The 26,817-nt window shown below is 72.5% G+C and carries 20 protein-coding genes and 3 pseudogenes; 7 read left to right on the top strand and 16 right to left on the bottom strand.

The window, feature by feature from the left end:
- Positions 1-213 precede the first annotated feature (213 nt).
- The 3 genes from LCE31_RS06935 (at position 214) to recQ (ending at position 4,019) form a co-directional block, all read left to right on the top strand.
- Entirely contained in the window at positions 214-810 is a 597-nt protein-coding gene (locus tag LCE31_RS06935; RefSeq protein ID WP_225013104.1) for a TetR/AcrR family transcriptional regulator, read from the top strand.
- Between the two features lie 358 nt (positions 811-1,168).
- Positions 1,169-1,585, top strand: a complete 417-nt coding sequence (locus tag LCE31_RS06930; RefSeq protein ID WP_225013103.1) for a hypothetical protein — start codon at positions 1,169-1,171, stop codon at positions 1,583-1,585.
- 373 nt (positions 1,586-1,958) lie between these two features.
- Entirely contained in the window at positions 1,959-4,019 is a 2,061-nt protein-coding gene (recQ, locus tag LCE31_RS06925) for a DNA helicase RecQ (RefSeq protein ID WP_225013106.1), read from the top strand.
- 78 nt (positions 4,020-4,097) lie between these two features.
- Here the strand turns inward: recQ and LCE31_RS06920 are convergent, their stop codons facing one another.
- On the bottom strand, positions 4,098-5,564 hold the full coding sequence (locus LCE31_RS06920) for an aminotransferase-like domain-containing protein (RefSeq protein WP_225013102.1): 1,467 nt from the start codon (positions 5,562-5,564) through the stop codon (positions 4,098-4,100).
- Between LCE31_RS06920 and LCE31_RS06915 the strand changes: the two genes are divergently transcribed.
- Both LCE31_RS06915 and LCE31_RS06910 read left to right on the top strand, forming a co-directional pair.
- On the top strand, positions 5,563-6,459 hold the full coding sequence (locus tag LCE31_RS06915) for a DMT family transporter (RefSeq protein WP_225013101.1): 897 nt from the start codon (positions 5,563-5,565) through the stop codon (positions 6,457-6,459). The genes LCE31_RS06920 and LCE31_RS06915 overlap by 2 nt on opposite strands.
- Positions 6,460-6,597: 138 nt before the next feature.
- The gene (locus tag LCE31_RS06910) at positions 6,598-7,470 is read left to right on the top strand and encodes a 3-hydroxybutyryl-CoA dehydrogenase (RefSeq protein ID WP_225013100.1); all 873 of its coding nucleotides are present in this window, start codon (positions 6,598-6,600) and stop codon (positions 7,468-7,470) included.
- A gap of 47 nt (positions 7,471-7,517) precedes the next feature.
- Here LCE31_RS06910 and LCE31_RS06905 read toward each other — a convergent pair whose 3' ends face one another.
- The 4 genes from LCE31_RS06905 to LCE31_RS06890 form a co-directional block, all read right to left on the bottom strand.
- Positions 7,518-8,828 (bottom strand): amidohydrolase, encoded by a 1,311-nt coding sequence (locus LCE31_RS06905; protein WP_225013099.1) that lies wholly within the window; start codon positions 8,826-8,828, stop codon positions 7,518-7,520.
- Between the two features lie 45 nt (positions 8,829-8,873).
- Entirely contained in the window at positions 8,874-10,520 is a 1,647-nt protein-coding gene (locus LCE31_RS06900; protein WP_225013098.1) for an AbgT family transporter, read from the bottom strand.
- A gap of 167 nt (positions 10,521-10,687) precedes the next feature.
- Positions 10,688-11,218, bottom strand: coding sequence for an NUDIX hydrolase (locus LCE31_RS06895; protein ID WP_225013097.1), 531 nt, complete (start codon positions 11,216-11,218; stop codon positions 10,688-10,690).
- A gap of 129 nt (positions 11,219-11,347) precedes the next feature.
- Entirely contained in the window at positions 11,348-11,980 is a 633-nt protein-coding gene (locus LCE31_RS06890) for a TetR/AcrR family transcriptional regulator (RefSeq protein WP_225013096.1), read from the bottom strand.
- A 61-nt stretch (positions 11,981-12,041) separates the two neighbouring features.
- Between LCE31_RS06890 and LCE31_RS06885 the strand changes: the two genes are divergently transcribed.
- Positions 12,042-12,914 carry a ketopantoate reductase family protein gene (locus LCE31_RS06885; protein ID WP_225013095.1) on the top strand — a complete coding sequence of 291 codons (873 nt, stop codon included), beginning with the start codon at positions 12,042-12,044 and terminating at the stop codon, positions 12,912-12,914.
- Between the two features lie 159 nt (positions 12,915-13,073).
- On the opposite strand, the pseudogene LCE31_RS40780 reads toward LCE31_RS06885, so the two are convergent.
- The 5 genes and pseudogenes from LCE31_RS40780 to LCE31_RS06865 all read right to left on the bottom strand — a co-directional run.
- A pseudogene (locus LCE31_RS40780) lies at positions 13,074-13,253 on the bottom strand (hypothetical protein); the annotation flags it as partial.
- 226 nt (positions 13,254-13,479) lie between these two features.
- On the bottom strand, positions 13,480-14,142 hold the full coding sequence (locus LCE31_RS06880) for an SMI1/KNR4 family protein (RefSeq protein ID WP_225013094.1): 663 nt from the start codon (positions 14,140-14,142) through the stop codon (positions 13,480-13,482).
- Between the two features lie 339 nt (positions 14,143-14,481).
- Entirely contained in the window at positions 14,482-14,700 is a 219-nt protein-coding gene (locus LCE31_RS06875; RefSeq protein ID WP_263631524.1) for a hypothetical protein, read from the bottom strand.
- Positions 14,701-15,212: 512 nt separating this feature from the next.
- A complete protein-coding gene (locus LCE31_RS06870) occupies positions 15,213-16,502 on the bottom strand; it encodes a M20 metallopeptidase family protein (protein ID WP_225013093.1) in 1,290 nt (429 codons plus the stop codon).
- A 259-nt stretch (positions 16,503-16,761) separates the two neighbouring features.
- Positions 16,762-17,315, bottom strand: a pseudogene (locus LCE31_RS06865) (transposase); the annotation flags it as partial.
- Here LCE31_RS06865 and LCE31_RS40775 point away from each other — a divergent pair.
- Positions 17,307-17,429, top strand: a pseudogene (locus LCE31_RS40775) (IS630 family transposase); the annotation flags it as partial. The pseudogenes LCE31_RS06865 and LCE31_RS40775 sit on opposite strands and share 9 nt — an antisense overlap.
- 7 nt (positions 17,430-17,436) lie before the next feature.
- Here LCE31_RS40775 and LCE31_RS06855 read toward each other — a convergent pair.
- The 6 genes from LCE31_RS06855 to LCE31_RS06830 form a co-directional block, all read right to left on the bottom strand.
- Entirely contained in the window at positions 17,437-18,780 is a 1,344-nt protein-coding gene (locus LCE31_RS06855) for a transcriptional regulator (RefSeq protein WP_225013090.1), read from the bottom strand.
- 357 nt (positions 18,781-19,137) lie between these two features.
- Positions 19,138-21,666, bottom strand: a complete 2,529-nt coding sequence (pheT, locus tag LCE31_RS06850; RefSeq protein WP_225013089.1) for a phenylalanine--tRNA ligase subunit beta — start codon at positions 21,664-21,666, stop codon at positions 19,138-19,140.
- The gene (gene pheS, locus LCE31_RS06845; RefSeq protein ID WP_225013088.1) at positions 21,666-22,814 is read right to left on the bottom strand and encodes a phenylalanine--tRNA ligase subunit alpha; all 1,149 of its coding nucleotides are present in this window, start codon (positions 22,812-22,814) and stop codon (positions 21,666-21,668) included. Before pheS ends, pheT begins: the two co-directional genes overlap by 1 nt.
- A 147-nt stretch (positions 22,815-22,961) precedes the next feature.
- The gene (locus tag LCE31_RS06840) at positions 22,962-24,077 is read right to left on the bottom strand and encodes a sensor histidine kinase (RefSeq protein ID WP_225013087.1); all 1,116 of its coding nucleotides are present in this window, start codon (positions 24,075-24,077) and stop codon (positions 22,962-22,964) included.
- Positions 24,078-24,285: 208 nt separating this feature from the next.
- Positions 24,286-25,704, bottom strand: coding sequence for a hypothetical protein (locus tag LCE31_RS06835; RefSeq protein ID WP_225013086.1), 1,419 nt, complete (start codon positions 25,702-25,704; stop codon positions 24,286-24,288).
- Positions 25,705-25,959: 255 nt separating this feature from the next.
- Positions 25,960-26,787, bottom strand: coding sequence for a TrmH family RNA methyltransferase (locus LCE31_RS06830; RefSeq protein ID WP_225013085.1), 828 nt, complete (start codon positions 26,785-26,787; stop codon positions 25,960-25,962).
- Positions 26,788-26,817: the final 30 nt, after the last annotated feature.

Here is a 26,817-nt window from a genome sequence, read left to right as displayed (position 1 = left end):
CCGGGGGGGGGGGGGGCCCCGGGCGCGGCCCCCCCCCCGCCGGGGCCCCCCCGGGGGGGGGGGGGGGGGGGGCGCGGGGGGGCGGGGGGGGGGCCGCGCGCGGACACCGCCGCCGCACGCTCTGGCATCCTGAACAAGCGGAGCCTTGTTCCGCTCACCAATATACGGAACATGGTTCCGTTTGCCAAGCGGAGCGATGGAGGTACCGGCGCGATGGTGGCGACCGAGCGCGGGTCGGGGGTACCGGCCCCGCGGAAGCGGGCCGACGCCCGTCGCAACGAGCGCATACTGCTGGACGCCGCCGCCTCGGCCTTCGTGGCGTCCGGCGTCCATGTCGCGGTGCGCGACATCGCCGCGAGGGCCGGCGTCGGCGTGGGCACGATCTACCGCCACTTCCCGACCCGCGCGGATCTCATCGTCGCCGTCTACCGGCACCAGGTGGAGGCGTGCGCCGAGGCGGGACCGGACCTGCTCGCCCGCAGCGGCACACCGCACGAGGCCCTGGCGAGCTGGGTCCACCTCTTCGTCGACTTCCTGGTCACCAAGCACGGCCTCGCGGAGGCGCTGCGATCCGACGACGCCTCGTTCCAGAGCCTGCACGGCTACTTCCTCGACCGCCTGGTCCCCGTGTGCGACGAACTGCTCGCCGCCGCCGAGGCGGCGGACGAGATCGTCCCCGGCATGAGCGGCCTCGACCTGATGCACGGCATCGGCAATCTCTGCATCGGGGCGGAGGACGGCTCCGGCTACGACGCGCGCCGCCTGGTCGACCTCGTCATCGCGGGACTGCGCGTGCGCCAGGTGCATTGATCACGAGCGCGTCGCACCCGGTCCGCGACGCCTTGCACAACACTCCTCGGCTCTCGCCCGGTCCGCGCGCGCAAAGGGACGCGGCGCCGGTCGGTGCGATCTCTCGTACGGGAGTGGCGAGTTGGCCCGTACGCCGACGTCGCCGGGCACTCCGAGGACGTTGTGACGCAGACCACACACGTAAAGCCCGAATCAGGGCATGCGGCGCGGGGGTGTGTGGTTGTCAATAAGTGCCTCCGGTTGGGATTCGGAGGCAAGCGAGCCGCCCCCGGCGCGGAATGCGCGCCCCGTGACGACCCACTTCCTTGATGTGCAGAGCGGTACCGCGCGTTGGCGGTACCAAGGAGGTGCTTCACCGATGGCTCTCAGCCCTCGCTTCGCGCTCAACTCGTTCGCCGTTCTCGCCGGCGGCTTCCTGGCCGTCTCCGCGATGACGTTCACCGCCCCCGTCGCAGGATGGCTGGGGTTCGGTGTGTCAACGGCCGTCGCCCTCGCGGGCGTCGCCGGGCTCGTCCTGGCCCACCGTACGTCCGCGAAGGCCGGTCACGGCGTCCTCGCGGCCGTCGGCCTGTGGTCGCTGGTCGCGTCCCTGGTCTTCACCGGTGGCGCTCTGACGTGGCTGGTGTTCGCGGGCGGTGCCGCCTTCGCGGCGGTCGCCCTCGCCGACCTGACGGCGCACGAGTTGAGCACGGAGCGTGTGGTGCATTCGCTGGAGGTCCGCCCCGCGGACACCACGGCGAACAACACCGCGCTGCCGCACAACGTCGCCGCCTGACGCGCGGCACGGAGGAACACCGGGAGACCCCGGCCGGATCACACTCCGGCCGGGGTCTCCCGCGGCCCCCGGCCGGGGGGGGCGGGGCCGGGGCCGGGTCCCTTGCCGTCGCGGGCCAGGACGATGCCCGGTTCCCGGCCGGGCTCGGGCCGGGGCCGCGTGCGCGCCGCGGCGGCCGGGGGGCTCTTCCGGCGTCCGTGCCCGGTTGTCGTACCCCGCCCCTAGACTCGGGCCCGTGAGCGCTCCAGAATTCGACACCACCCGCACCGGCCAGGTCCCTGACCCGGCCTCCCCCCAGGACGGCCCGGCCGGGGAGCCGGGCGCCGGGCCCGTCGCCCCGGCCGCGGAGGTCGCGCGCGGCGGCGGGCTCGACGTGCTGCACCGGGTGTTCGGGTACGACGCCTTCCGCGGCAGCCAGCAGGAGATCATCGATCATGTGGTCGGCGGCGGCGACGCGCTCGTGCTCATGCCGACGGGCGGCGGGAAGTCCCTGTGCTATCAGATCCCCGCGCTCGTGCGCCGGGGCGTCGGGGTCGTGGTCTCCCCGCTGATCGCGCTCATGCAGGACCAGGTGGACGCACTGCGGGCGCTCGGTGTGCGGGCCGGATTCCTCAACTCGACCCAGGACCTGGACGAACGCAGGCTGGTGGAGGCCGAGTTCCTCGCCGGCGAGCTGGACCTGCTGTATCTGGCGCCGGAGCGGCTGCGCGTCGAGTCGACGGTGCGGCTGCTGGAGCGGGGCACGATCTCGCTCTTCGCGATCGACGAGGCGCACTGCGTCGCGCAGTGGGGCCACGACTTCCGGCCCGACTACCTCGCGCTGTCCGCGCTGCACGAGCGCTGGCCCGACGTCCCGCGCATCGCGCTCACGGCGACGGCGACGGAGGCCACGCACGCGGAGATCGCGTCCCGGCTGAGGCTGGAGGACGCGCGGCACTTCGTGGCGAGCTTCGACCGCCCGAACATCCAGTACCGCATCGCCCCGAAGAACGAGCCGCGCCGCCAGCTCCTCCAGCTGCTGCGCGCCGAGCACCCGGGCGACGCGGGCATCGTGTACTGCCTCTCGCGGGCGTCCGTCGAGAAGACCGCCGAGTTCCTCGTGAAGAACGGTGTCGACGCCCTGCCGTACCACGCGGGTCTCGACGCGCGGGTCCGCCAGGAGAACCAGGCGCGGTTCCTGCGCGAGGACGGCCTGGTGATGGTCGCGACGATCGCGTTCGGCATGGGCATCGACAAGCCGGACGTACGGTTCGTCGCGCACCTCGACCTGCCGAAGTCGGTGGAGGGCTACTACCAGGAGACGGGGCGTGCGGGGCGCGACGGCAGGCCGTCGACGGCCTGGCTCGCGTACGGGTACCAGGACGTGGTCCAGCAGCGGAAGATGATCGACACGTCGGAGGGCGACGCGGCGCACCGGCGCCGGCTGGCGGAGCACGTCGACGCGATGCTGGCGCTGTGCGAGACGGTGGAGTGCCGCCGCGTGCGGCTGCTCGACTACTTCGGCCAGCGCAGCGAGCCCTGCGGCAACTGCGACACGTGCCTGTCCCCGCCCGAGTCCTGGGACGGTACGGTCCCGGCGCAGAAGCTGCTGTCGACGGTCGTGCGGCTCAAGCGCGAGCGCAACCAGAAGTTCGGAGTGGGCCAGGCCGTCGACATCCTGCTCGGCAAGAAGACGGCGAAGGTCATCCAGTTCGACCACGACGGCCTGAGTGTCTTCGGCATCGGCGCGGACCTGGCGGAGGCGCAGTGGCGCGGCGTCGCCCGGCAGTTGCTGTCACAGGGGCTCCTTGCCGTCGAGGGTGAGTACAGCACGCTGGTGCTGACGGACGAGAGCCGCGAAGTGCTCGGCGGACAGCGGAAGGTGACGCTGCGCAAGGAGCCGGAGCGGGTGGCGAAGGCCGCGAGGCCGGGCGGTTCCGGCAGCGGCTCGGGCAGCCGGGCCCGGCCGGCGGCGGTGGACCTGCCGGAGGAGTCGGTGCCGGTGTTCGAGGCGCTGCGCGCATGGCGCGGCGCCACCGCCAAGGAACAGGGCGTCCCCGCGTATGTGATCTTCCATGACGCGACGCTGCGGGAGATCGCGCTGTCCATGCCGTCGACGCTGGGCGCGCTGAGCGGGATCAACGGTGTGGGCGAGAACAAGCTCGCCAAGTACGGGCAGTCCCTCCTCGACACTCTCGGCGCACTCGCCACGCCGGACGGGCCCGGCGCGCCGGACGGTCCCGCCGCTCCTCCCGGTCCCGGCTCCCGGGCGGGCGCCGCGCGGACGGCCGGGCCCCGGGACGGCGCACCCACGGCAAGCTCCCGCCGCCCGGCGGCCCGGCCGGCCCCGGAGGGCGGCTCGCACCCGGAAGACCCCTTCCCCGAGGACCCGTTCGGGGACGACCTGCCGGAGGACCCGTTCGACGAGGGCCCGTTCCCTGACGACCGGGGCTGACCGGATACGGATGCCGTCGCCCGCCGGGCCGGGCGGCTGCCGCAGGGGCGGCCGGGGGCGTGACGCGCGGCTGGGGCGCTACCGCCCTGACCTGGTCTCCTCGTACGCCGCCCGCAGCCGGTGGACGCCCTCCGCGATCTCCGCGGTGCTGGACACCCCGGCGTAGCTGAGGCGTACGTGTGCCGCCGGGGGTTCCGTACCGAAGTACGGGCGGCCCGGCGCGACGGCGACTCCGGCCCGCAGCGCCGCCGTCGTGAAGGCGGATTCCCCGATGCCGTCCGGCAGCCCGAGCCACAGGTGGTAGCCGCCGGACGGGACGTGCGGCAGGGTGAGGCCGGGCAGTTCGGCACGCAGCGCCGCGGTCATCGCCTCCCGGCGTCGCTTCAGTTCCACGGCGACGGTGCGCAGATGGCGGTGGAAGGCGGCGGAGCCGACCAGTTCCAGTGCCGACTCCTGGAGCGGGCGCGGCACGAAGAACGTGTCCACCACGTGCAGGGCCCGCAACCGCTCCAGCGCGGGTCCCCGCGCGGCGAGGACCGCCACCCGCATGCTCGGCGAGGTGGCCTTCGTCAGGGAGCCGACGTGCACGACGACGCCGTCCGGGTCGTCGGCGGCGAGCGGGCGCGGCAGCGGGCCCGCGTCCTGGTGTGCGAGGCGGCGCAGGAAGTCGTCCTCCACGACGAACGCTCCGTGCTCGCGTGCGATGCGGACCACCTCGGGGCGGCGGGCCGCGGAGAGCACCGCGCCGGTCGGGTTCTGGAACAGCGGCTGGCAGACCAGGACACGCGCGCCGCCGGCCCGGAAGGCGTCGGCCAGCAGATCCGTGCGCAGGCCCTCGCGGTCGACCGGGACCGGCACCGGCCGCAGCCCCGCGGCCCGGGCGACGGCCAGCAGACCGGGGTACGTGGGTGATTCGACGAGGACCGGCGTGCCGGGCGGGGCGAGGGCGCGCAGCGCGATGGTCAGTGCCGCCTGACCGCCCGATGTGACCAGCACATCGGCGGCCGACCAGGTGTCGCCGATGCCCCGCGCGAACCAGTCGCGCAGCTCCGGCAGCCCCTCCATGGGCGGCCTGCCCCAGGCTCCGGGGCGGCGGCCGGCTCGGGCGAGCGCGGCGGCCATGGCCTGTTCCGGCTGGAGCGAGGGGTGCAGGTAGCCGCTGTTGAACTCGATGACGCCCGGCGGTGGTACGGCGAGCGTGGCCAGCACACCCGAGGCGTCGACCGGGCGCGGCACGCCGTCCGGCGCCGCGTCCGCGCTCAGGGCGACCTCCTGCCAGGAGGTGTCCCCCGGCCGTGGCGTCGCCTCGCGCACGGCGGTACGGAAGGCGCCGGCGCCCGGGCGGGTCGTGACGAGTCCTTCGGCCGTGAGCCGGGCAAGGGCGCGGGAGACAGTGGCGGGCGAGACGCGGTACCGCTCGACCAGGACGCGGCTGGACGGGAGCTTTCCACCTACTGGATAGCGGTTCAGTTCCGCTCTCAACGCCCCGGCCAGCGTATCCACACTGCTGGCCTCGCCATCTCGCCCACTGCTACGCTGGCTCATGACAGCACAGGATAGCGCTATCGCCACCGCGCCGATATCAGTTCGCGGCGGCACCCTCCTCTCGGCCGCGGGCGTGGCGGCCTTCTCACTCACGTTCCCCTCCACCGCCTGGGGTCTGGAGAGCTTCGGCCCCTGGTCGTTCGCCGCCCTGCGGACGGTCCTCGCGGCGCTGATCGCGCTGGGCTTCCTTCTCGGGGGCCGGGTGCCGGTACCCGCACGGCGGCACTGGGGCCCGCTCGCCGTCGTGGCGGGCGGCACGGTCATCGGGTTCCCGCTGCTGACGACGCTCGCCCTGGGCACGTCCAGCACCTCGCACGCGGCCGTGGTGGTGGGACTGCTGCCGCTGACGACCGCGGTGTACGGGGCCGTGCGCGGACACCGCTACCCGTCTCGGACGTTCTGGTACGGGGCGCTGGCCGGAGCCGCCGTGGTGATCGCCTTCGCGGTGGAGCAGAGCGGCGGCGCCCTCTCGACGGCCGACCTGTATCTGTTCGGGGCGCTGCTGGTGTGCGCGGCCGGCTACGCGGAGGGCGGCAGGCTCGCGCGCGAGATGCCGGGCTGGCAGGTCGTGGGGTGGGCCCTGACGGGCTGTCTGCCCGGCGCGGTGGCGGGGGCGGCGGTGGCACTCGCCCACGAGCCGGTGCACCTGACCGCCCGCGGCGGGGCGGGCCTTGTGTGGGTGGCCGCGGGCTCGACGTTCTGCGGGCTCTATGTCTGGTACCGGGGCATGGCGGCGATCGGGGTCGCCCGGGCCAGCCAGTTGCAGCTGGCACAGCCGCTGCTGACACTCGTCTGGTCGGTGCTGCTGCTGGGCGAGCGGCTGAGCGCCGTGGCGGTGGCGGCGGCCGTGGCGGTACTGGTCTGCATCACGGTCACCCAGCGGGCGCGCAGCTGACGACCGGCGCGTTGGCGGGCACGCGCGCCCCCTCCCTGAGCCGCCGCGCGCCGGAGCGCAGAGTAACGTCTTGGCCTGGCACCCCTTGAAGCCGACCCGGGGGTCCTGCGGAGAACACCGATCAGTGAGGGGCTCGACGTGACCGACACCAGAACCGATATCACCCGCGTCGGTGTGGTGGGATGCGGCCAGATGGGCGCGGGCATCGCCGAGGTGGCCGCGCGCAGCGGCCTGGAGGTGATGGTCGCCGAGACCACCGGCGAGGCCCTGGAGATCGGTCGGACCCGTATCGTCTCGTCCCTGACGAAGGCCGTGGAGCGCGGCAAGCTCACCGAGGCGCAGCGGGACGACACACTCGCCCGCCTCACCTACACGACCGACCTGGGCGAGTTCGCCGACCGGGACCTCGTGATCGAGGCGGTCGTCGAGAACGAGCAGGTCAAGACGGAGATCTTCCGGGTCCTCGACCATGTGGTGACACGTCAGGACGCGATCCTCGCGTCCAACACGTCGTCCATCCCGCTGGTACGGCTCGCCGTCGCGACCTCGCGCCCCGACCAGGTCATCGGCATCCACTTCTTCAACCCGGCCCCCGTGCAGCGGCTGGTGGAGCTGATCCCCGCGCTGACGACGTCCGAGGAGACGCTGAAGCGTGCGGAGGCCATGGTGAGCGGCATGCTCGGCAAGCACGCCATCCGCGCCCAGGACCGCTCGGGCTTCGTGGTGAACGCGCTGCTGATCCCGTACCTGCTGGCCGCGATCCGCATGTTCGAGTCCGGCGCCGCGAGCCGCGAGGACATCGACAACGGCATGGAGCTCGGCTGCGCCCACCCCATGGGCCCCCTGAAGCTGGTCGACCTGATCGGCCTGGACACGGTCGCGTCGGTGGCGGACTCGATGTACACCGAGTTCAAGGAACCCCTGTACGCCGCTCCCCCGCTGCTCCAGCGCATGGTCGACGCGGGCCGCCTCGGGCGCAAGACGAACCTCGGGTTCTACTCGTACGGCTAGGCGCGCTCCTCGCCCTGGGGACCAGGCGTCCTGGGGCGGCCTGTCCGTCAGCCGCGTGCCAGCGCCCCGCGGACCAGGGTCTCCAGCAGGGCCGTGCCGAGGGGCAGGGCCGCCTCGTCCAGGTCGAAGGACGGGGTGTGGTGCGGGGCGGCGAGGGTCGAGCCGATGCCGATGTACGAGGCGACGCCGCCGCGTTCCTGGACGCGGCGCATGAACGCCGTGGCGTCGTCGCTCGCCACTCCGTCCTCCGCGCGCGCCGTGACCAGGCGCAAATCCTCGGCCCGTGCGGCCGCTTCCACCAGCTCGACGGCGGCGCGGTCGGCGCGGGCCGTGGTGACGCCGCCGATCAGGTCGACGTCCACCGTCAGCCCGTACATGGCGGCGGCGCCGCGCAGCGCGTCCGTGACCCGCGCCTGGAGGTCCTCGTTGACCGCGCCCTCGTCGGCGCGGGTCTCCAGGAGCATCTCGGCGCGGTCCGGCACGATGTTGCTGGACGTGCCACCGCTGATCCGGCCGACCGCGACGCGCGTCTCGTGGCCGGGGAACGGGGGCATCCCGTGCACGGCGAGCGTGGCGGCGGCGGCGCCGAGCAGAGCGCTGCGGCCCTCGTGCGGGGCGAGCGAGGCATGTGAGGCGACGCCGTGGAAGACCGCGCGCAGCTTGGAGTTGGCGAGCAGTCCGTCGAGGGACGAGGCGACCGTTCCGGTGGGCAGGTTGAGGCCGAGGTGCGGCGCGATGAGCACGTCGAGGCCGTCGGCGACGCCCGCGGGAACCATGGCGCGCGCTCCCCTGCCGCCCTCCTCCGCGGGCTGGAGCAGCAGTGTCACCGAGCCGGCCGGCGGCGGGTCGGCCACCAGGCGCTCGGCCAGTTCGACGGCCATGCCGATGTGCCCGTCGTGGCCGCACGCGTGCATCACACCGTCGTACGCGGACCTGAATCCCTCGCGTGCCGGGAGGTGCCCTTCGGCGGCCGACTCCATGACGGGCAGGGCGTCCAGGTCGGCCCGCAGCCCGATGGCGGGTCCCGGGGCGGCGGCCCGCCAGGTCGCGACGACGGCGGTGTTCCCGCCCCGCATCGAGGGCAGGAAGCGCTCGTCGGCGCCGGACGCGGCGGCCCGCCGGTAGGCCGCCTCCAGTTCGGCGTCCGCCGGCACGCCGAGCCGCTCGCCGGGTGACAGGGCGTCGGCGCCGGTGCGGATCTCCCAGCCGAGGTCGGCGAGCGCCCCGGCGACGCGGCTTGCCGTGCGGAACTCCGTGAAGCCGACCTCGGGATGGCGGTGCAGGTCGCGCCGCCAGCGCACGGCCGTGCCGGTCGCGGTGGCGGTCGCCGGGGTTTTCGCGTCGCGGTCGTCGTGCATGTGCGTGCCTTTCGACAAGGGGCCTGCGGTGGTACGGGAGAGCGCCTACAGATGCGTCGGTGTGCCGGGCCCGAACGGGATGCCCGCGAAGTAGAACACCGCGAAGAGCCCCGCCCACAGCACGGCGACCGGCACGACGAAGAGGCTCAGCCGGGCGAAGAGGCCCCCCAGCGTGAACCCCGGATCGTATCGGCGGGCCGAGAGCTCCAGCATGTACACGTACGGGTTCAGCGGGGAGACGGGGTGCGTCACCGAGTCCCCGACCCGGTACGCGGCCTGCGCGACGCCCGGGTGGAAGCCGAGCCCCACGAAGATCGGTACGAGGACGGGTGCGAGCACCGTCCACAGCGAGGCGCCGGAGAAGATGACGAGCGACAGCAGTCCGCTGAACGCCATCATCAGCAACAGCGCCCAGAAACCGGTCACATGGGCCGAGCGCAGCCCGTCGGCGCCCTGCACCGCGAGGTAGTCGCCGAGGTGGCTCCAGTCGAACATGGCGATGAACTGCCCCGCCGTGAAGGCGATGACGATGTAGCCGAGCATGGACTTCAGGGCCTCGCCCATCATCCTGGGCACGTCGGCGGGCTCCCTGATCGTGCCCGCGGGGATGCCGTACGCGATGCCGCAGACGAGGAACGAGAGCATCACGAGCGGCACCACACCGTCGAAGAACGGCGACTTCACCAGCGCACCGCCGGGCCCCTGGAGCGGTCCGCCGGGGATCAGCCAGCAGCACAGGACGGCCGCGAGGAAGACGGCGAGGGCGGCGACGGCGACGACGAGTCCGCGCCGCTGCTGGGGCGTCGCCGGGGGTATCGGGCCCGACAGCCCGAGTCCGGCCCGCGTGCTGTCCGGTTCGGCCACCGTCGCCACACCTTCCTCGGCTTGCTCGGCACCATGGGCATCAGCACCGGCGCCGGTGGCCGTGGACGGCGGCAGTCCCGGCAGGGTGGGCTCCACCCAGCGGACCAGGATGAAGCCGGTCAGCAGCGGCAGCACCAGGCCGGCCGCCGCCTGGAAGAAGTAGTTCATGACGACGGACGTGCTGATGTGGAGTCCGTGCGGCACGACGGACGCGGTGATCGTGGACAGGTTCGCGTCGAGGGCGCCGATCAGCACGCCCGACGCGTAGCCCACGGACGTGGACGCGAAGCAGCCGATCAGGCCCGCGATCGGATGACGGCCCACCGCCCGGAACGCCAGCGCGGCGAGCGGCGGCAGGATCACCATCGACGCGTCGCCCATCACATGGCCCTGCGCGGCGATGTAGGTGACGGCGTACGGCATGAGGCCGCGCGGCACCTTCGTCAGGACCACGGAGACCACGGTGGTCAGGAAGCCGGCGCGCTCCGCGACCCCCACACCGAGCAGGACGGCGAGGACGACGCCGAGGGGCGGGAACCCGATGAAGTTGGGGACGAGGGTGTCCAGCAGGTTCGTCAGACCCGTCACCGACAGGACGCTGCGCACCGGTTCGGGCTTCGCGGTGCCCGGCACCTGCGCCGTGGCGTGCACGGCGGCGAGGACCGCGGTGGCGACGGCGAGCGCGATCAGCAGATACAGGAAGAGGAGGAACGGATGCGGTATTCGGCGCCCGATCCGGTCCACGGCCGTGAAGAACCCGCCGAGGCGGGTCCCCGCGGAGGGCTCCCCACGGCCGGCGGCCTGCCGGTCGGACTGCGCGCTCGGCATGATGCGTCCTCGCCCTCGGGAGTCGGTCGGCCCATCGGCCCCTCACGGGGCGGATGCGCGCTGCCGAGCACATCAACCGATGATCGTCCAGTCAAGAGCCTTTCACTATCTCAAAGGCCCACTTATGGATTCCGCCGAGCCGCCCGGCCTCGCCGCGCCCTCCCGCCTCAGCCCAGGCGCAGGTGGTGCAGCATCAGCAGTCCCGCCGCCATGTTCGCGGCGGGGACCCGGCCCTGGGCGATGAGCGCGGGCACCCGGGCGAGCGGCACCCAGGACCTGCGCGTCGACTCGAAGTCGTCCTCGGGGTGGCCGATGTAGGTGGCCTCGCGCGACCAGTAGAGGTGGTGGCGGGCGTCGGAGAGCCCGTTGGACGGTTCCACGGTCAGCAGGTGGCGCAGCGGGCCCGGCCGCCAGCCGGTCTCCTCCTCCATCTCGCGCGCGCCCGCCGCCTCCGGCGACTCGCCGTCCTCCACGACGCCCGCGGGCAGTTCCCAGCCCCAGCTGTCGGTGATGAACCGGTGCCGCCAGAGCATGAGCACCTCGTCGTCCGCGTTGACGGCGGTCGCCACCGAGACCGGGCGCTGGCGGATCAGGAAGTGGTCGAGCCGGCGCCCGTCGGGCAGTTCGACATCGGCCAGATTGACCTGGAACCACCGGTTTCCATACACATTTCTTTCGCTCAGCTTCGTCCACTGCACGTCTTTGCCACCTTTCGTTTGATCCGGTGGCACTATCCCGCCGGGACGACCCCTGTCACAGGCGTATCCAGATGTATGGCCCACCAGCGTTGATCCATGGCCCACCAGACAGACCGGCCGGGACCGCCGCTATCGGACGGTCCCCCTCGCCGGGGCGCTCATCGCCGCCGTCAGGAACGTGAGCGCCCAGCGCTTGGCCTCCTCGCCCGCCCCCGCGGAGCAGTTCGGGGTGGGCCGGTGGTGGACCTCGACGCGGTCCACGGCCGTCACGGCGAGGATGCCCCGCATCCGGAACCACAGCTCTGGTGCGGCAAGGCCGGGCAGTGCGCGGGCGAAGGCCGACAGGAAGCGCTCCCGGACGGCGGCCTCGTCCTGGCCGGCCCAACTGCGGGCCTCTTCGGCCGGATCACCGAGGATCGCCATGATCAGTCGGGACCTGCGGGCTCCGCCGGCGTCATGGGCGGGCATCTCGTCGTACAGAGGGCCGACGAAGGCTTCCACCAGGTCGGCGATGCCTGGATCTGCGTCCCGTACAAGAACCTCGTCGAGCCGGGCGTGCTGGGCCGTGGTGATGGGCTCGATCACGCGGCGGGCGACCGCGGCCATGAGCCCCGCCTTCGACCCGAAGTGGTAGGCCACAGCGGCCAGGTTCGCTCCGGCGAGGTTGGTGATCGCGCGAACCGAGGTCCCGCGGTAGCCGTTCTCGGCGAAGAGGCGTTCGGCGGCGTCGAGGACCTTCGTCCGGGTGTCGGGAAGCACCATGTGCCGTACTGTACAGACGACTGATTGAAACGAACGTTTGACTTACTCGGGATGTGGTCGCATGAAACTGCTCGTCTACGGCGCCGGGGTGTGCGGCAGCCTCCTCGCTGCTCACCTGCACGAGGCAGGGGTCGACGTCTCGCTCCTCGCCAGGGGCCGGCGGTTGGCGTCCCTGCGCCGGCACGGGGTGCGACTCGCGGAGGAGGACAGCCCCGCCGTCCGGCAGATACCGGTCCCGGTGGTCGAGCACGCGGCAGGCGGCTACGACCTGGCCGCCGTCACCGTCCGCACCCACCAGGTGGACGCGGTGCTCGAGTCACTGGCCGGCTTCGAAGGCGACGTCCTGTTCCTTCACAACTGGGCGGCCGGAGCAGGGCCGCTGGAGGAAGCGATCGGCCGCGGGCGCGTGCTGCTGGGCTTCCCGCACGCCGGCGGCACCCTGGACGGCGACGTGGTCCGCTACCGCGCGAGCAGCTTCATGACCAGACGCGTCGCCATGCCGATCGGCGCACCCGACGGGCGCACCACCCCGCGGTTGGAACAGATCGTCCGCACCTTCCGCGCCGCCGGTGTCAACGCCCGGATCGAGCCGCGGATGGAGGCCTGGCTCACGACCCACGCCGCGTTCTCGGTACCGCTCGGACGTGCCGCGTACACGGCAGGCGCCCCGGCGGCGCTGGCCGAGGACCCGGACGCCGTCCGCGCGATGGTCCGCCTCATGCGCCAGAACCTGGCCGCCCTGCCGGCACCGCCGGTCCCGCGCGCGTTCGGCGCACTGCGGACGCTGCCGGAAGGGCTGCTCGCGGCCCTGCTGCGGCGCTTCCTGCGCGGCCAGGTCGCCGCCCGCAGCGGGCTCAGCGACACCACTCCCGCGACAGCCGCGGAACTGGACCGCCTGGCCGAGCAACTGCACGCCACCGCGCGAGCCCGGTAGGCCGGCCGTCCCGACGGCACCACAACCGGGTACGCGGCCGGGGCCTCGCGCCGGCCGCGCACCCGTCCTTGCCGGGAAGGTCCGCCCCCGCTCCCGCCCGGCGCGGTCCACCGCCCCAACCGCACGCTCCTCGACGTATGAGCTCCCGCTAGTGCCGCATCAGGCACCGTCTGCCCTGTCGACGACGACGCGTAGGCCCTGGTTGTCAGCATGGCGGTTTCGCCGGATGATGCGGCGGCGGATCATGCTGCCCTGTTCCTTGTGGTCGCCATGGCCGGTGCCGTCGAAGGTGACGTAGCGCGGTGCCGTGAACCGGGCCTCGACGCGGTTGAGCCGAGACTTGCGGCCGCGCAGGCATACCGCTGGATCAGAACAGCGGACCGTTCGACAAGTTTCAGCCGGCCACGTGGCGTTTGCTGGATAACGACGCGTTCTACCTCAGCAACCCCGGTTACGAACATTGCGCAAATGCGAACAGCACCTGCACCTGGCAGAAGATAGCGTAGATACCTTTTGATGTGTGGGGGTGAGGGAGCGAAGACCCCTACACATCAAAACGCAATATTCAGCCCGTAAATTCGATCCAGTGAGCCGCCTGGTTGACATCAACTGGCGGTCCCCATACCAGTGCACCGTTCAAAAGTCCGGGCTTCGCGCCATTGCTCAGCCCGGGAGCTTCAAGAATATCCGCCATTTCTTCCAAATATACCGTCAGTGACTCAAATTTAGGGCTGCGGTCGCCATACCTGTCCCAATGCCAAATCTCTCCCGTCTCTGCATCCAGCAGCAAACCTGCCGCACAATCAGAAGCGTCAATTGCGGCAAAGGGAATCCAGGCGGGTCGCCAAATCAAGAAATCCTCGCTCCCGGGCTGCTGCTGCGAGGACATGAAGCGCTCATAGATCTGAATGATCCCATCGAAGTGCATCGGAGCCCATTCGCCCAGCAGGTACGCAACATCCCTCCCGGGTTCGGCAGAGACGCCCGCACTGTGGCGCCAGAGTGCCTTGAGCTCAGCCGGAATACGTACACCGATAGCTCGCTGAATCTCAGCCAGCCCATCTTCTGATGCCCCCGGCCGCAGGGTGTCCATCGTCGCTGGAGCATTCTGATTGAGCCAGGTCTCGATGCGCTGCCATGCATCAGCCACCTGCCGCTCTGCGATCACCTGAGTATCCCGTTCCATGCCAAAGCTCTCATTCTGGTCAGTCGTGCGTCGCGTGTTCATGCCACTCCTACCTCACAGCTGTCTGTCTTGTCACGGTGTCGCGTCCTGTCTCTCGATTACGCCACCGCTACTGCTTCGCTGCACTTCTCTCCGGGAAACGCTGACCGAGACATTGGGTCAATGAGCCTTTGCCAACGTGCTCCTTGAGCCGGCTGGTTGATTCGACACATGAGTGAAGCCCCTGCCAGGGCGTGTATCGAAAGTGGGCCTTTAGCGGTGAAAAGATCTCGGTTGCCGGGCCGGCAGCGAGGGCGTCCGAGCCGTGGAAGCCGCGAAGGATGCCGGCGAGCCCGGGACACCGGCTTTTCTCCGAAGGCGGCATGGCCCCTCGGTGGCCTGTTACCGCTCGGGCCTGCGGAGGGTTGTGACGACGGCGACTGTGGTGTGCCAGTGGAAGCGCAGGGCCAGCAGGCGGACGGAGAGCGCGACGAGGAACGCGGCTCCGCCGATGAGGGTGTTGTAGCTGTCGAAGTGGAGCAGGAGTGCGCCGATGATGGCGCGGACGGCGTAGAGGTTCTGGTCGGGGCGCAGGACCGGAGGGGTGCGGTTGGCGAGCAGGTCGCGGATGATGCCGCCGCCGAAGGCGGTGAGGATGCCCAGCAGGGGCGCGCGACGGGACTCCTTTGTTGATGATCACGTTCCGGATGACGCCGCCGCCGAAGGCCAGGACGCTCAGGCCGATGAAGTCGTACCCCTTTGCGCACGGCCGGCAGAGCGCCGGAAGCCCCGAAGCCGAAGGTGGCCACCAGGTCGGCGGCCTGCTGGGCGGTACTGATGGCGGCGGCTCCGTTCCGCCACGTGACCTGGACCAGGGCATTCACCGGCGGCACCCCGGGGCAGGGCGAGGCGGCGGCGTGCTGGCTCGGTCGTGCTCGGACTCCTCCTGGGTGCCGGTCGGTGGTGTGCCGACGCCGATATGGGTTCGTATCCCGTGCCGGTCGGCCACAGCGCCCGCGAACAGCGGTACGTCCAGCCTGCCGCCCCACCTGGCGGGGGACTCGCCACCGCGGGGCCACAGCGCGCCGGTGGTCACCGCCCGCACAGGACGCACGGGGGGTGACGGCGGGCCTCTACTCGGCAGGGGCGATCGTGCCGTTCAGGTGGTTGTAGGCGACATGGCAGTGGAGGCGCACGCCTTGCGAGAGGGCGTCGTCGTTGAGGTAGAAGCGCGGGTTGTGGTTGGGGACGAGGCCGCGCCCGCCGGAGGTGGGCACCACGGCGCCGTCGTCGGTCAGCTCGCAGTCCTGCGCGCCGAGCATGAGGTACACGCCGCCGTACTTGTTGACGAACTCGGAGACATCGTCGTACCCGAGGGTCGGCGGGGTGTCGAAGACCTTCTCTGCGCCGACGACGCTCTTGACGGTGGGCAGGACCGCGTCCGTCCACTTCTTGAGGTTGTGTACCGCGGGCACGTCCTGGAGATAGGTGACCTCGGCGGTGCAGCCGTACGCTGCGGCCGTCTGCTCGGCCAGGGTGGTGAGCCGCTTCTGGATGTTGGCCATGTCCTTCTCGACCGAGCAGCGGATGGTGCCCCACAGGGTGACTGTCTCGGGCACGATGTTGAAGCGGCCGACGTCCTCGATGTGCCCGATGGTCACGGTGATCGGGTCGAAGGCGTTCACCTGCCGGTAGAGCTGTCCGACGCCGACCGTGATCGCGCCGGCCGCGGGCATGGGGTCGATGCCCATCCACGGGGTGGAGCCGTGGACCTGCTGCCCGGTGAGCACGATCTTGATCATGCTGGAGGCGCCGAACTGGTTGCCGACCCGGTAGCCGACGTATCCGCTGGGCAGCGGACCCACGTGCATGCCGAACGCCATGGTCGGTGCGGGGTCGTCGCACGCCCCCTCGTCGATCATCTGCTTCGCCCCGGAGGTCTCCCCGGCCGGCGCGCCTTCCTCGGCGGGCTGGAAGACGAACAGCACGGTGCCGGGCAGCTGCTCGCGGACTCCGGCCAGGACGGTGGCGGCGCCCAGCAGCATGGCGGTGTGCCCGTCGTGGCCGCAGGCGTGCGCGACCGGGAACGGACCGCCGGGATAGTCCTGGTCCACGACCGTGGAGGCGAAGCTCTCGCTGCTGTCCTCCTTGACCGGCAGGGCGTCGATGTCGGCGCGCAGCGCGACGACCCGGTCGCCGGCTCCGCCGCCCCTGAGCACGCCGACGACGCCGTGTCCGGAGATGCCGGTACGGACCTCGTCGAGGTTCAGGGAGGTCAGGTGGTCCGCGATCAGCTTGGCCGTCTTGACCTCGCGGTTGGACAGCTCCGGGTTCTGGTGGAGATGGTGTCGCCACTCGATGACCTGCTGCTCGACCGCCTTGGCTTGTTTGTCGAGTTCGGCGTGGATCGGATCACCGCTCATGTTTTGGCCTCTCGAAGTCGATCCTGCTGACATCCGGAAGCTATGGGCCGCCCTACCGCGCCACCATCGCTCGTAGTACAGACGGGTGACGGCACGGTCAGGGCTGCATCCCGGAAGTGGATCTTCATCCGTGAGGCGGTGCGGTGACCGGGCTCGGGTACCGTCGCTCTCGGCTGCAATCCCGGTCCCGCGAAGACGGGCGATCGCGCAACGGAGGACCGATAGTCGCCCTTGCGCGCGCCCCTACCCAACCCCCTTGTCACAGCCACTCGTTGATGGCCGCGACGAGGACGGCCGCCTCGTAGCGGACCGCGAGCATGTCGAAGCGCCTGGCGACAGCTCCGTGCCTCTTGAGGCGGTTGTTCCCGCACTCCACCGCGTGCCGCTCGCGGTAGTCAACCGGGTCGAAGCGCGGCGGCCGGCCACCGCGGAAGGCGGGCTTTTGGCGGTTGCGGGCCTGGTCGGCCTTGTCGGGAATGGTGCGGCGGACCTTGCGGCGGCGCAGGTAGGCACGGTTCTTGCGGGAGGCGTACGCCTTGTCCGCGCGAACCCGGTTGGTGCGGATGCGTGGTCGACCCGGCCCGATGCGGGGCACGCGGACCTTTGCCAGGACGGGTTCGAACTGCGGCGAGTCCCCGGGCCGCCCGGCGCTCACCACGATCGCCATGGGCTTTGGCTCTGTTCGACGGCCAGGTGCAGCTTGGTGGTGAACCCGCCGCGCGAGCGTCCCAGTCCGTGATCTCCGGGCTCTCCATAGACACCGCCCGGTGCTTCCTTCTGCAGGTCACCCTGCCTTCGGGCGCCGGCCGCGTGCGTGGCGACCACAAGGAACAGGCCAGCATGATCCGCCGCCGCATCATCCGGCGAAACCGCGATGCCGACAACCGGCGCCTACGCGCCGTCGTCGACAGGGCAAACGTTGCCTGACGCGGCACTAGAGAGGCACGCGAAGCGCGTCGTCGATCAGATCTGCCGCCACCGCCGCGTCCATGGAACCGCTCGCGGTGAGATCGTCGCGTACCGTGCGCAGCCGGTCCCGCAGCCGCTGCGACTCCATGCCCCGCGCACGCTCCGCCATCTCGGCCGCGGTGCGCGCGGCCCGGTCGGGCTCGCCCTGGCACAGTTCGACCGTGCTGAGGATGGCGAGGCGGTGGACCCGGCCACGGTCGTGCGCCGGGGAACTCACCGCGGCCGCGGCATGCAGCCGCGCGCCCGGAAGGTCGCCGAGGCGCAACAGGGCCTCCGCCACCTGCACATTGAGCAGGCCCGGCTGCACATAGCCGGTCTCGTCCGGCTCCTGGCCCGGCCTGATGCGCTCGGCCGCGCCCTCGGCGCACCGGATTCTGCCGCGCGCGCTCATGCTGTCGCCGAGCTGCGCGTACGCCTTGGCCTGCATCGCGTACAGGTCCGTGGCGAGCGCCGGGCTGATGCCCGCGCCCGCCGTCCGCAGCGCCGCCTCCGCGAAGGCGACCGCCTGCCGCGACTGGCCGAGGTGGAGCGACTGGTTGACGAGCAGGGCGATCACGTACGCGCCGAGGGCGCGGTCCCCGCTCGCCTTCGCGAGCCGCAGCGCCTGGTGGAAGTAGCGCTGCGCGAGGCCCTGCGCGTCCGAGTCGTACGCGCAGATGCCGGCGACCGCGACGAGGCCGCCGGCCGCCCGGTGCAGCCCCCGGCCGAGCGAGTCGCCGTAGCTCCCGCGCAGCAGCGGCGCAGTCTGCGCGTTGAGGAAGCGGACGATGCGGGCGTGCGTGGCGACACCGCCCGCCCTGCGGTACATCACCTCGTAGTGCGCGCGGGCGGCGCGCAGCGTCTCGATGTCCGCGGGCCGCGCCCGCACCCGGCCCTGGCGGGACACGTCCGGATCGTCCGGCGGGTTCTCCCACTCCCATACGGGCATCACGGCCGGTGTCCCCGTCACCGCCGGCGCGTCCACGGCGTGCGGTCCCCGCTGCTCGTCGCCGCGCCACAGCGCGGTGGCGCGCTCCACGAACCCGGCGAGCGGCGCCGGCGCGCCCGCGCTGGCCAGGCCGTCCGCGGTGCCGAAGCCGATGTCGTCGAGGGTCACCGGCCGGTGCAGCCGGTCGCCGAGGATGCCGCACATGAGGTCGGGCACCTGGCCGCGCGGGCGCTGGCCGCGCAGCCAGCGGGAGACGGCGGTGTGGTCGTAGCGCAGGGTGATTCCCCTGAGCCGGCCCGCGTGGTTGACCCGGACGGCGAATCCCGCGTGGGAGATCCCCGCCTCCTCCAGCAGCGCGTCCAGCAGAGTGTTGGGCTGCATATCGCCTCCGGTGGCTCGGCCCGTTCAGCCTAGTGAACGGGCGCGCGCACGGGGTGTGAACGGAAAGTCCATCACCGAAAGGTGTGCGCTCTGCCCAAAGGACCGCCGCCGCGGTTGGCTTGAGTCTCCTCGCAAGAGGCGGGCCGGGCCCCCCCCCCCCCCCCGGCCGCGGGGGGGGGCCCGCCCCGGGGGGGGGGGGGCCCCCCCCCCCCCGCCCGGGGGGGCCCCCCCCCGGCGCCCCCCCCCCCCGCGCCCGCCCCCCGCCCCCCCCCCGCGCCCCCCCCCCCCCCCCGCCGCCCGGGGGGGGGGCCCCCCCCCCCCCCCCCCCCCCCCCCCGAAACAGCGGCAGAGTGCGCCTCACGCGCCCCGCAGCACCGCGCCCGTCCGTTCCGCGGCGAGTGCCACGGCCGCGTCGCGCGCGGCCGTCGCCTCCTCGACCGTCAGCGTGCGATCGGCGGCGCGGAAACGCAGCGCGTACGCGAGCGACTTGCGGCCCGCGCCGAGCTGCTCGCCCTCGTAGACGTCGAACAGCCGCAGGGACTCCAGCAGTTCGCCCGCTCCGTCGCGCAGCGCCCGCTCCACGTCCGCCGCGGGCACCCCCTCGGCGACGACGAGTGCGACGTCCTGGGTGGCGACGGGGAACGTCGAGATCCGCGGCGCCCTGAGCGGCCCTTCGCCGGCCCGCTCGATCAGGTCGAGGTCGACCTCGGCGGCGCAGGTGCGCTCCGGCACACCGAGCGCCTTGACGGCGCGCGGGTGCAGCTCGCCCGCGTGGCCGACCAGGGTCTCTGTGCCGTCGACCGTCGCGAACAGCGCCGCGCACCGGCCCGGGTGCCACGGCTCGAACTGACCGGCCCGTACGCCGAGTTCGACGCCCGCCTCGCGGGCGACGGTGCGCGCGGCCTCGACGGCGTCGGCCCAGTCGGCGGGACGCCCCCCGCCCCACCAGCCGGCCTGTTCGCGGGCGCCCGTGAGGACCACGGCCGCGTGGCGCGGCTGGTGCGGCAGTGCCGCGTCGAGCGTGGCGAGCTGCTCGTCCGTCGGACGGTGGTCGACGGGCAGCCGCTCCGGCACGCGCTCCTCGCCGGTGGGACGGAACACGAGGCCCGTCTCGAACAGAGCGAGGTCGTGCGAACCGCGGCCGTCGTTGCGGCGCAGCGCGCCGAGCAGGCCGGGCAGCAGCGTGGTCCGCAGCCAGGGCTCCTCGTCGGACAGCGGGTTGACGAGGGCGACCGTGCGGCGGCGCGCGTCGCCGGCGGGGATGCCGAGCTGGTCCAGGACGCCGGGGCCGAGGAACGGGTAGCTCAGCGCCTCGACGTAGCCGGCGCCTGCCAGCGCGCGGCCGACGCGGCGGTGCAGCCGCTGCCGCTCGGTCAGGCCCCGGCCCGAGGGCGGGGTGGGCAGCGTGGAGGGCAGGTTCTCGTAGCCCTCCAGCCGGATGACCTCTTCCGCGAGGTCGTTGGGCTCGCGCAGGTCGGACCGCCAGGACGGCACGGTGACGATCAGCTCGTCCTGCCCGTACACGTCGCAGCCGATCTGCTGGAGGCGGCGCACGACCGCCTCCCTGCCGTACGCGACGCCCGCGACGCGGTCGCAGTGGTCGGCCGGCATGGCGATGGTGTGCGGCGCGGACGGCGCGATGATCTCGGTGACGCCGGCCTCCGCCGAGCCGCCCGCCAGGAGCACCAGCAGGTCGACGGTGCGCTGCGCCGCGGCAGGGCCCGCCAGCGGGTCGACGGCGCGCTCGAAGCGCCGGGACGCCTCGGAGGGCAGCCTGTGCCTGCGGGCGGTGCGGGCGATGGAGAGCGGGTCGAAGTGCGCCGCCTCGATGACGACCGCGGTGGTGCCGGACGTCGTCCCGCTCTCCGGGTCGGTGACGCTGTCGGCGATCTCGGTGTGCGCGCCGCCCATCACACCGGCCAGGCCGATGGGGCCCCGGTCGTCGGTGATGACGAGGTCCTGGACGTCGAGGACGCGCTCCACGTCGTCGAGGGTGGTGAGCTTCTCGCCCTGCTCCGCGCGGCGCACGCCGACGGGGCCTTCGAGCCGGGACCTGTCGTACGCGTGCAGCGGCTGCCCGAGCTCCAGCATCACGTAGTTGGTGACGTCGACAGCCAGCGAGATGGGCCGCATGCCGGCCTTCTGGAGGCGGCGCTGGAGCCAGATCGGCGAGCGCGCCTCCGGCTGGAGCCCGGTGACGGTGCGCAGCGTGAGGCGGTCGCAGCCGATCGGATCGGACACCTTGGCCGGGTAGCCGTGCGAGTTGGGCGCGGGCACGTCGAGCAGCGCCGGGTCGCGCAGCGGCAGCCCGTACGCGGTGGCCACCTCGCGGGCGATGCCGCGCATCGACATGCAGTACCCGCGGTCGGGCGTGACGGCGATGTCGAGGACCTCGTCGACGAGTTCGAGCAGCTCGATCGCGTCGGTGCCCACCTCGTACTCGGGCGGCAGCACGATGATGCCGTGGCTGGTGTCGGCGCCCATGCCCAGCTCGTCACTGGAGCAGATCATGCCGTGCGAGACCTTGCCGTACGTCGTGCGCGCGGCGATCTCGAAGCCGCCGGGCAGGACGGCGCCGGGCAGGACCACGACGACCTTGTCGCCGACGGCGAAGTTGCGGGCGCCGCAGACGATCTCCTGGAGCTCGCCGGTGCCATTGGCCCGACCGACGTCGACCGTGCAGAAGCGGATGGGCTTCTTGAAGCCCTCCAGCTCCTCGATGGTGCGGACCTGGCCGACGACGAGCGGGCCCTTGAGCCCGGCTCCGAGCTGTTCGACCGTCTCGACCTCGAGGCCCGCGGACACAAGTCTGGCCTGCACGTCGCGGCCGGTCTCGGTGGCCGGCAGCTCGACGTACTCCCGCAGCCAGGAAAGCGGGACCCGCATCAGATCTCCATCCCGAAGGGCCGGGTGAACCGGACGTCACCCTCGACCATGTCTCGCATGTCTTCGATGTTGTGGCGGAACATGAGCATCCGCTCGATGCCGAACCCGAAGGCGAACCCGCTGTACTTCTGCGGGTCGACGCCGCACGCGGTCAGCACGTGCGGGTTGACCATGCCGCAGCCGCCGAGTTCGATCCAGCCCTCGCTGCCGCAGGTGCGGCAGGGCCGGTCGGGGTTGCCGACGGACTCGCCGCGGCACACGTAGCAGACCATGTCCATCTCGGCGGACGGCTCGGTGAACGGGAAGTAGTGCGGCCTGAGCCTGGTCTTCAGGTCCGCCCCGAACAGCGCCTGGACCATGTGGTCGAGGGTGCCCTTGAGGTCCGCCATGGTCAGGCCCTCGTCCACGGCGAGCAGCTCGATCTGGTGGAAGACCGGGGTGTGCGTGGCGTCCAGCTCGTCCGTGCGGTAGACGCGGCCCGGGCACACGATGTACACGGGCGGCTTGCGCTCCAGCAGCGCACGGGCCTGGACCGGCGAGGTGTGCGTGCGCAGCACGACACCGGACTCGCCCTCGGCGGCGGAGTCCGGATGCCCCGGACGGTCCTGGCCGCCGCGGACGAAGAACGTGTCCTGCATCTGGCGCGCGGGGTGGTCGGGCAGGAAGTTCAGCGCGTCGAAGTTGAACCACTCGGACTCGACCTCGGGGCCCTCCGCCACCTCGTAGCCCATCGCGACGAAGACGTCGGCGACCCGCTCCATGAGGGTGGTCAGCGGGTGGCGTGCGCCCGCGGGCGAGCGGTCGTAGGGGAGGGTGACGTCCACCGCCTCCTCGACCAGCACGCGCGCGTCCCGTTCGGCCTCCAGCTCCGCCTGGCGGGCGGCGAGCGCCTTGTTGACGGCGCCGCGCGCCTGGCCGACCCGCTTGCCCGCCTCGGCCTTGGCCTGCGGCGGGAGCGCGCCGATCTCGCGGTTGGCGAGGGCGAGCGGCGAGGTGCCCGAGGTGTGGGCGGTCTTCGCGTGGGTGAGCGCGTCGAGGTCGCCGGCGGCGGCGAAGGCGGCGAGCGCCTCGTCCCGCATGCGCTCGATCTCTTCCGGTTTCAGTGCCTCGACCTCTACTGGGTCGTACGACTTGTTGGGTGCCGACATCTCTTCCCGTACTTCCGATTGGCTGGCGGAACGACCATGCCCGAACGACGCGGACCGACCGCCCGATCGCTCCCGATCGCAGAGGGCGCGAAGGCGCCAGGGGTCGAGTCTAAAGGTCCGGTGAAGGCGACAGAGCCCGTGGGCCGCTCAGGCCATGAAGGCCGGCGCGCCCACGGGCAGGATAAATCGGAACTCGGCGCCGCCGCCGGGCCCTCTGCCGACCGTGATCGTGCCGCCGTGGGCCGCGACGATGCCTTTGACGATGTAGAGCCCGAGCCCGGTGCCGCCGCGCTTGCTGCCCCGCCAGAACCGGGTGAAGACGCGGCCCATCGACTCCTCGGGGATGCCGGGGCCCTCGTCGCACACGGTGACCGCCGTCCCTTTCCCGGTGCTCGCGCCGTCCGGACCGGGAGCGTCCCGGCCGCTGCCGTCACCGCCGGGGCGGGCGTCGGCGGGCGCCACCTCGATCGTGACGGTTCCCTCGCCGTGGCGCACCGCGTTTTCCAGCAGGTTGCCGAGGATCTGGTCGATCTTGTCCGGGTCGGCCCACAGCTCGGGCAGCGGCTGCTGTATCCGCACCAGGAAGCGGTCGGGCGGCTGTCCCGGCGCCGTGTACGCCTGGACGTGGCGGCCCACGGCGGCGGCGATGTCGACGGGCTGGCGGCGCACTTCGAGGCGGCCGGAGTCGATCCTGGAGATGTCGAGGAGTTCCGCGATGAGCCGGGTGACCCGGTCGGCGTCCGCGTCGACGGTCTCCAGCATCAGCCGTTTCTGGTCGTCGGTGAACCGCTCCCACTTCGCCAGCAGGGTCGCCGTGAACCCCTTCACGGAGGTGAGCGGCGAGCGCAGCTCGTGCGCGACGGTGGCGATCAGCTCGGCGTGGCTCAGCTCGGTGCGGCGGCGCGCCTCGGTGCCCCGGATGCAGATGACGACCCGGCTGACGGGTCCTGTGGGCCGCGTGCGGAGGTAGCGGGCGGAGACCAGCACCTCGGCGCCGGACGGAAGCAGCAGGTTGCGCTCGGGCTGCCCGGCCCGGATGGCGAGGCCGCCGTACGGATCGGTGAGCGCCCACCAGCGGCGGCCCTTGAGGTCTTCGAGCGGCAGCGCCTGGTCGAGCGGGCGGCCGAGCGCGGTGTCGGCGGGCAGCCCGGTGATGCGTACGGCGGCGGCGTTGAACCGCACCACCCGGCCGTGCTCGTCCGCGACGACCAGCCCGTCGGGCAGATCGTCGGGATCGACCCCGCTGCGCGTCCCGGCAGTCATCCCCGTATGCACCTTCTCCCTGAGCGCGTGGGCGCTGAGGCGGCAAGAGTACTAGGGCCCGGGTCTCGCCGAAGCAGATCGGGTACGGGCTTGCACGGAGGGTGTCCGGGGGCGTAATGGCGGTCGTGGGACGGACGGGAGGCCAAGGTCCTCTTCCCGGGAGCCGCCGGTGCGCCGGACGCCGCCGGGAGCCGCCGGACGCCGCCGCTCACTCCTCGGTACGGTCGCGGCGGTCCTTCTTGGCGCGCCTGAGCCGGTCGCGCCAGGCGGCGGTCGTCCGGGGGGCGCCCTGGGCGTGGAAGTGGACCGTGTCCACGTGCCCGGCCTGCACGGCGAGCCCGTGGACCGTGCCCGAGAGGTCGTTGCGCGAGGCCCCGGCCGGCCGGGGCGAAGCGGGCTGCGCTCCCACCGGCCGCACGGTGATCACGCGCTTCCTGTCATAACCGCGGTAAGACGTGAACCCGCTCGGGCCGTCGGAGAGCGGGGGTCGCTCGACCTCGCAGGGACTCAGCTCCGCGCGGGCCGCCGCCTCACAGGCCCCCGCCAGCCCCGGCATGCTCGCCAGCCGGCGTTCCACCTCGGCGAGTTCGCTCCGTGCACGGGCGAGCCGTTCCTCCCGCTCCCTCCTGCGCTCCTCGCTCTCCGGCAGGTGGCGGTACTCGGGGCGGGGATGCGCGGCAGCCTCGATGGCGCCGCTGACCTTGCGGACCTTCGTGTCCAGCCTTCGCAGGTCGGTCCTGCGCGGGTGCGCGGCGGCCGCCGCCTCCATCGTGGCCAGGTACGCGCGCGCGACATCTTCTGCGGCGTTCGTACGGACAAGCTCCGTGAGCCCGTCCGCCCAGGCACGGCACAGTCCGGGGTCGGCGTGATCCACCATCCGCAGATGCTGCCGCAGCCCGCCGACCTGTCGTGCCACCTTGTCGACGGACAGCAGGGCGTCCATGGTCCTCGGCGGATTGTCCGGCGTCACGTATCCCCAGCTGCCGTGCCCGATCGCGAGGTCCTCGACCTCGCCTCTGAGGTGCACCCGCTCACGCAGGCGGTGATCGTCCCCCGGCGCGTAGCCGGGGTGCGAGGCGATCCTCTTGCACAGGCTGTACATGCTCGTGTCCTGCCGGAGCTGTACGAGGACGTCCCGCTCCTCCCGCAGGCACAGGACGAGCACGGCGGGCAGACGGCTCTCCTCGATGCCGAAGAACCCGGCGCAGCGGGTCACCGCCTCGGTCCACGCGGCCTGTCGCACCTCCTCGGGATACGGGGCGGACGCGACCGGGACGCCGCTCGTGCGGCCGGTGCCGGGGATCAGGACGCGCGTGTGATCGAGTTCGAGACAGTCCGCGAGGGTCATCTCCTGCTGCCAGAAGTCCGACACGTGGTTCCGCAGCGCGTAGTACTCGCCGCCGCCCGGTTCTTCCTCCGAGACGAACCCGGGATCGGGGCAGAGGACGGCGATCCGGTGTCCGGTCACGTCGTGGATGCTCGTCCAGTCCCGTGAGAGCTCCTGATGCAGGGTCCTTGCCTCCGCCGTACGGGCGAGGACGACCATCAGCCCGAGGTAGCCGTCCCGCTTGGCCGCGGCCACGACGTAGGGCAGGGCCTCCGGGGCGGTCACCGGGACCTTCCACATGTCCGACTCCCCACTTCCCCTGGCCGGGCGGCCGGGCAGGGTCAGCAGCTTAGGGGACGGCCTCCGGGCCCGGCCGGGCTCGCGGACGGGTTCCGGCGCCGTGAACCACGATGCGGGGAAACCGGTCGGCCATGGTCGGCCACCGCTCGTTTTCCGGCACATCGAGTGCCCTGCCGAAGCGGAACAGTCGTTGTCGCCCGCGCGGCCCCACGTCCCTGTGGGCACGCGGCCATACGTCCGCGCGGGTGCGCGGCGTCACGCCGTGCGCTGGGCCCTGGCCGAGGCGTAGAGGCAGACCGCGGCGGCCGTGGCGAGGTTCAGGCTCTCCGCGCGGCCGTGGATCGGTACGCGCACGACGGCGTCCGCGAGGGCGCGTGTCTCCTCCGGCAGGCCCCAGGCCTCGTTGCCGAAGACCCAGGCCGTGGGGACGCCCATGGTGCCGGCGTCGAGTTCGCCGTCCAGGTCGGCGTCGCCCGCGCCGTCGGCGGCCAGCACCCGGACGCCGGCGGCGCCAAGAGCGGCGACGGCCTCCTCGACGGGGACGCCGACCGCGACCGGCAGGTGGAAGAGGGAGCCCGCGGAGGCCCGTACCGCCTTCGGGTTGTACGGGTCGACGGACGCGTCGGTCAGCACGACGGCGTCGGCGCCCGCCGCGTCGGCGCAGCGCAGCACCGTACCCGCGTTGCCGGGGTCGCGGACGTGCGCGAGCACGGCGACCAGGCGCGGACGGGCGGCGACGACCTCCGCGAAGGGGGTGTCCAGGAACCGGCACACGCCCAGCAGCCCCTGGGGGGTGACGGTGTCCGCGAGATCGGCGACGACCGCGTCGGAGGCGTGGTGGATCAGCGCGCCGTCCGCGCGGGCGGCGGCGACGAGGTCCCCGTACCGCCCGGCGGCCTCCTCCGTCACGAACAGTTCGAGCAGGGTGGGCCGCCCGCCGGTCCTGTGCCGGACGGCCTCCCGCACGGCCTGCGGCCCCTCGGCCAGGAACTTGCGCTCCTTGGCCCGGAAGGAGCGCTTCGCGAGCCGCCGGGCGGCCGTGACGCGCGCGGAGCGCGGGGAGATCAGCTCGGGGGTGGCCATCGGCGGCGGTTTCTCACTTCTCGGTCGGGG

It is taken from the genome of Streptomyces sp. 8L, from assembly GCF_020176795.1.
Classification (GTDB): Bacteria; Actinomycetota; Actinomycetes; order Streptomycetales; family Streptomycetaceae; genus Streptomyces.
Note: the sequence above shows the minus strand (reverse complement) of the source record. Positions and strands in the feature narration are given on the sequence as shown.

What these genes read in the sequence shown, in the direction of transcription:
- LCE31_RS06835 (WP_225013086.1), bottom strand. Translation starts at nt 25,704, where the DNA reads ATGTGGAAGGTCCCGGTGACCGCCCCGGAGGCCCTGCCCTACGTCGTG.
- LCE31_RS06830 (WP_225013085.1), bottom strand. Translation starts at nt 26,787, where the DNA reads ATGGCCACCCCCGAGCTGATCTCCCCGCGCTCCGCGCGCGTCACGGCC.
- LCE31_RS06935 (WP_225013104.1), top strand. Translation starts at nt 214, where the DNA reads ATGGTGGCGACCGAGCGCGGGTCGGGGGTACCGGCCCCGCGGAAGCGG.
- LCE31_RS06880 (WP_225013094.1), bottom strand. Translation starts at nt 14,142, where the DNA reads ATGAACACGCGACGCACGACTGACCAGAATGAGAGCTTTGGCATGGAA.
- pheT (WP_225013089.1), bottom strand. Translation starts at nt 21,666, where the DNA reads ATGCGGGTCCCGCTTTCCTGGCTGCGGGAGTACGTCGAGCTGCCGGCC.
- LCE31_RS06855 (WP_225013090.1), bottom strand. Translation starts at nt 18,780, where the DNA reads ATGCAGCCCAACACTCTGCTGGACGCGCTGCTGGAGGAGGCGGGGATC.
- LCE31_RS06920 (WP_225013102.1), bottom strand. Translation starts at nt 5,564, where the DNA reads ATGAGCCAGCGTAGCAGTGGGCGAGATGGCGAGGCCAGCAGTGTGGAT.
- LCE31_RS06905 (WP_225013099.1), bottom strand. Translation starts at nt 8,828, where the DNA reads ATGCACGACGACCGCGACGCGAAAACCCCGGCGACCGCCACCGCGACC.
- LCE31_RS06890 (WP_225013096.1), bottom strand. Translation starts at nt 11,980, where the DNA reads ATGGTGCTTCCCGACACCCGGACGAAGGTCCTCGACGCCGCCGAACGC.
- LCE31_RS06930 (WP_225013103.1), top strand. Translation starts at nt 1,169, where the DNA reads ATGGCTCTCAGCCCTCGCTTCGCGCTCAACTCGTTCGCCGTTCTCGCC.
- pheS (WP_225013088.1), bottom strand. Translation starts at nt 22,814, where the DNA reads ATGTCGGCACCCAACAAGTCGTACGACCCAGTAGAGGTCGAGGCACTG.
- LCE31_RS06900 (WP_225013098.1), bottom strand. Translation starts at nt 10,520, where the DNA reads ATGCCGAGCGCGCAGTCCGACCGGCAGGCCGCCGGCCGTGGGGAGCCC.
- LCE31_RS06885 (WP_225013095.1), top strand. Translation starts at nt 12,042, where the DNA reads ATGAAACTGCTCGTCTACGGCGCCGGGGTGTGCGGCAGCCTCCTCGCT.
- LCE31_RS06870 (WP_225013093.1), bottom strand. Translation starts at nt 16,502, where the DNA reads ATGAGCGGTGATCCGATCCACGCCGAACTCGACAAACAAGCCAAGGCG.
- LCE31_RS06840 (WP_225013087.1), bottom strand. Translation starts at nt 24,077, where the DNA reads ATGACTGCCGGGACGCGCAGCGGGGTCGATCCCGACGATCTGCCCGAC.
- LCE31_RS06915 (WP_225013101.1), top strand. Translation starts at nt 5,563, where the DNA reads ATGACAGCACAGGATAGCGCTATCGCCACCGCGCCGATATCAGTTCGC.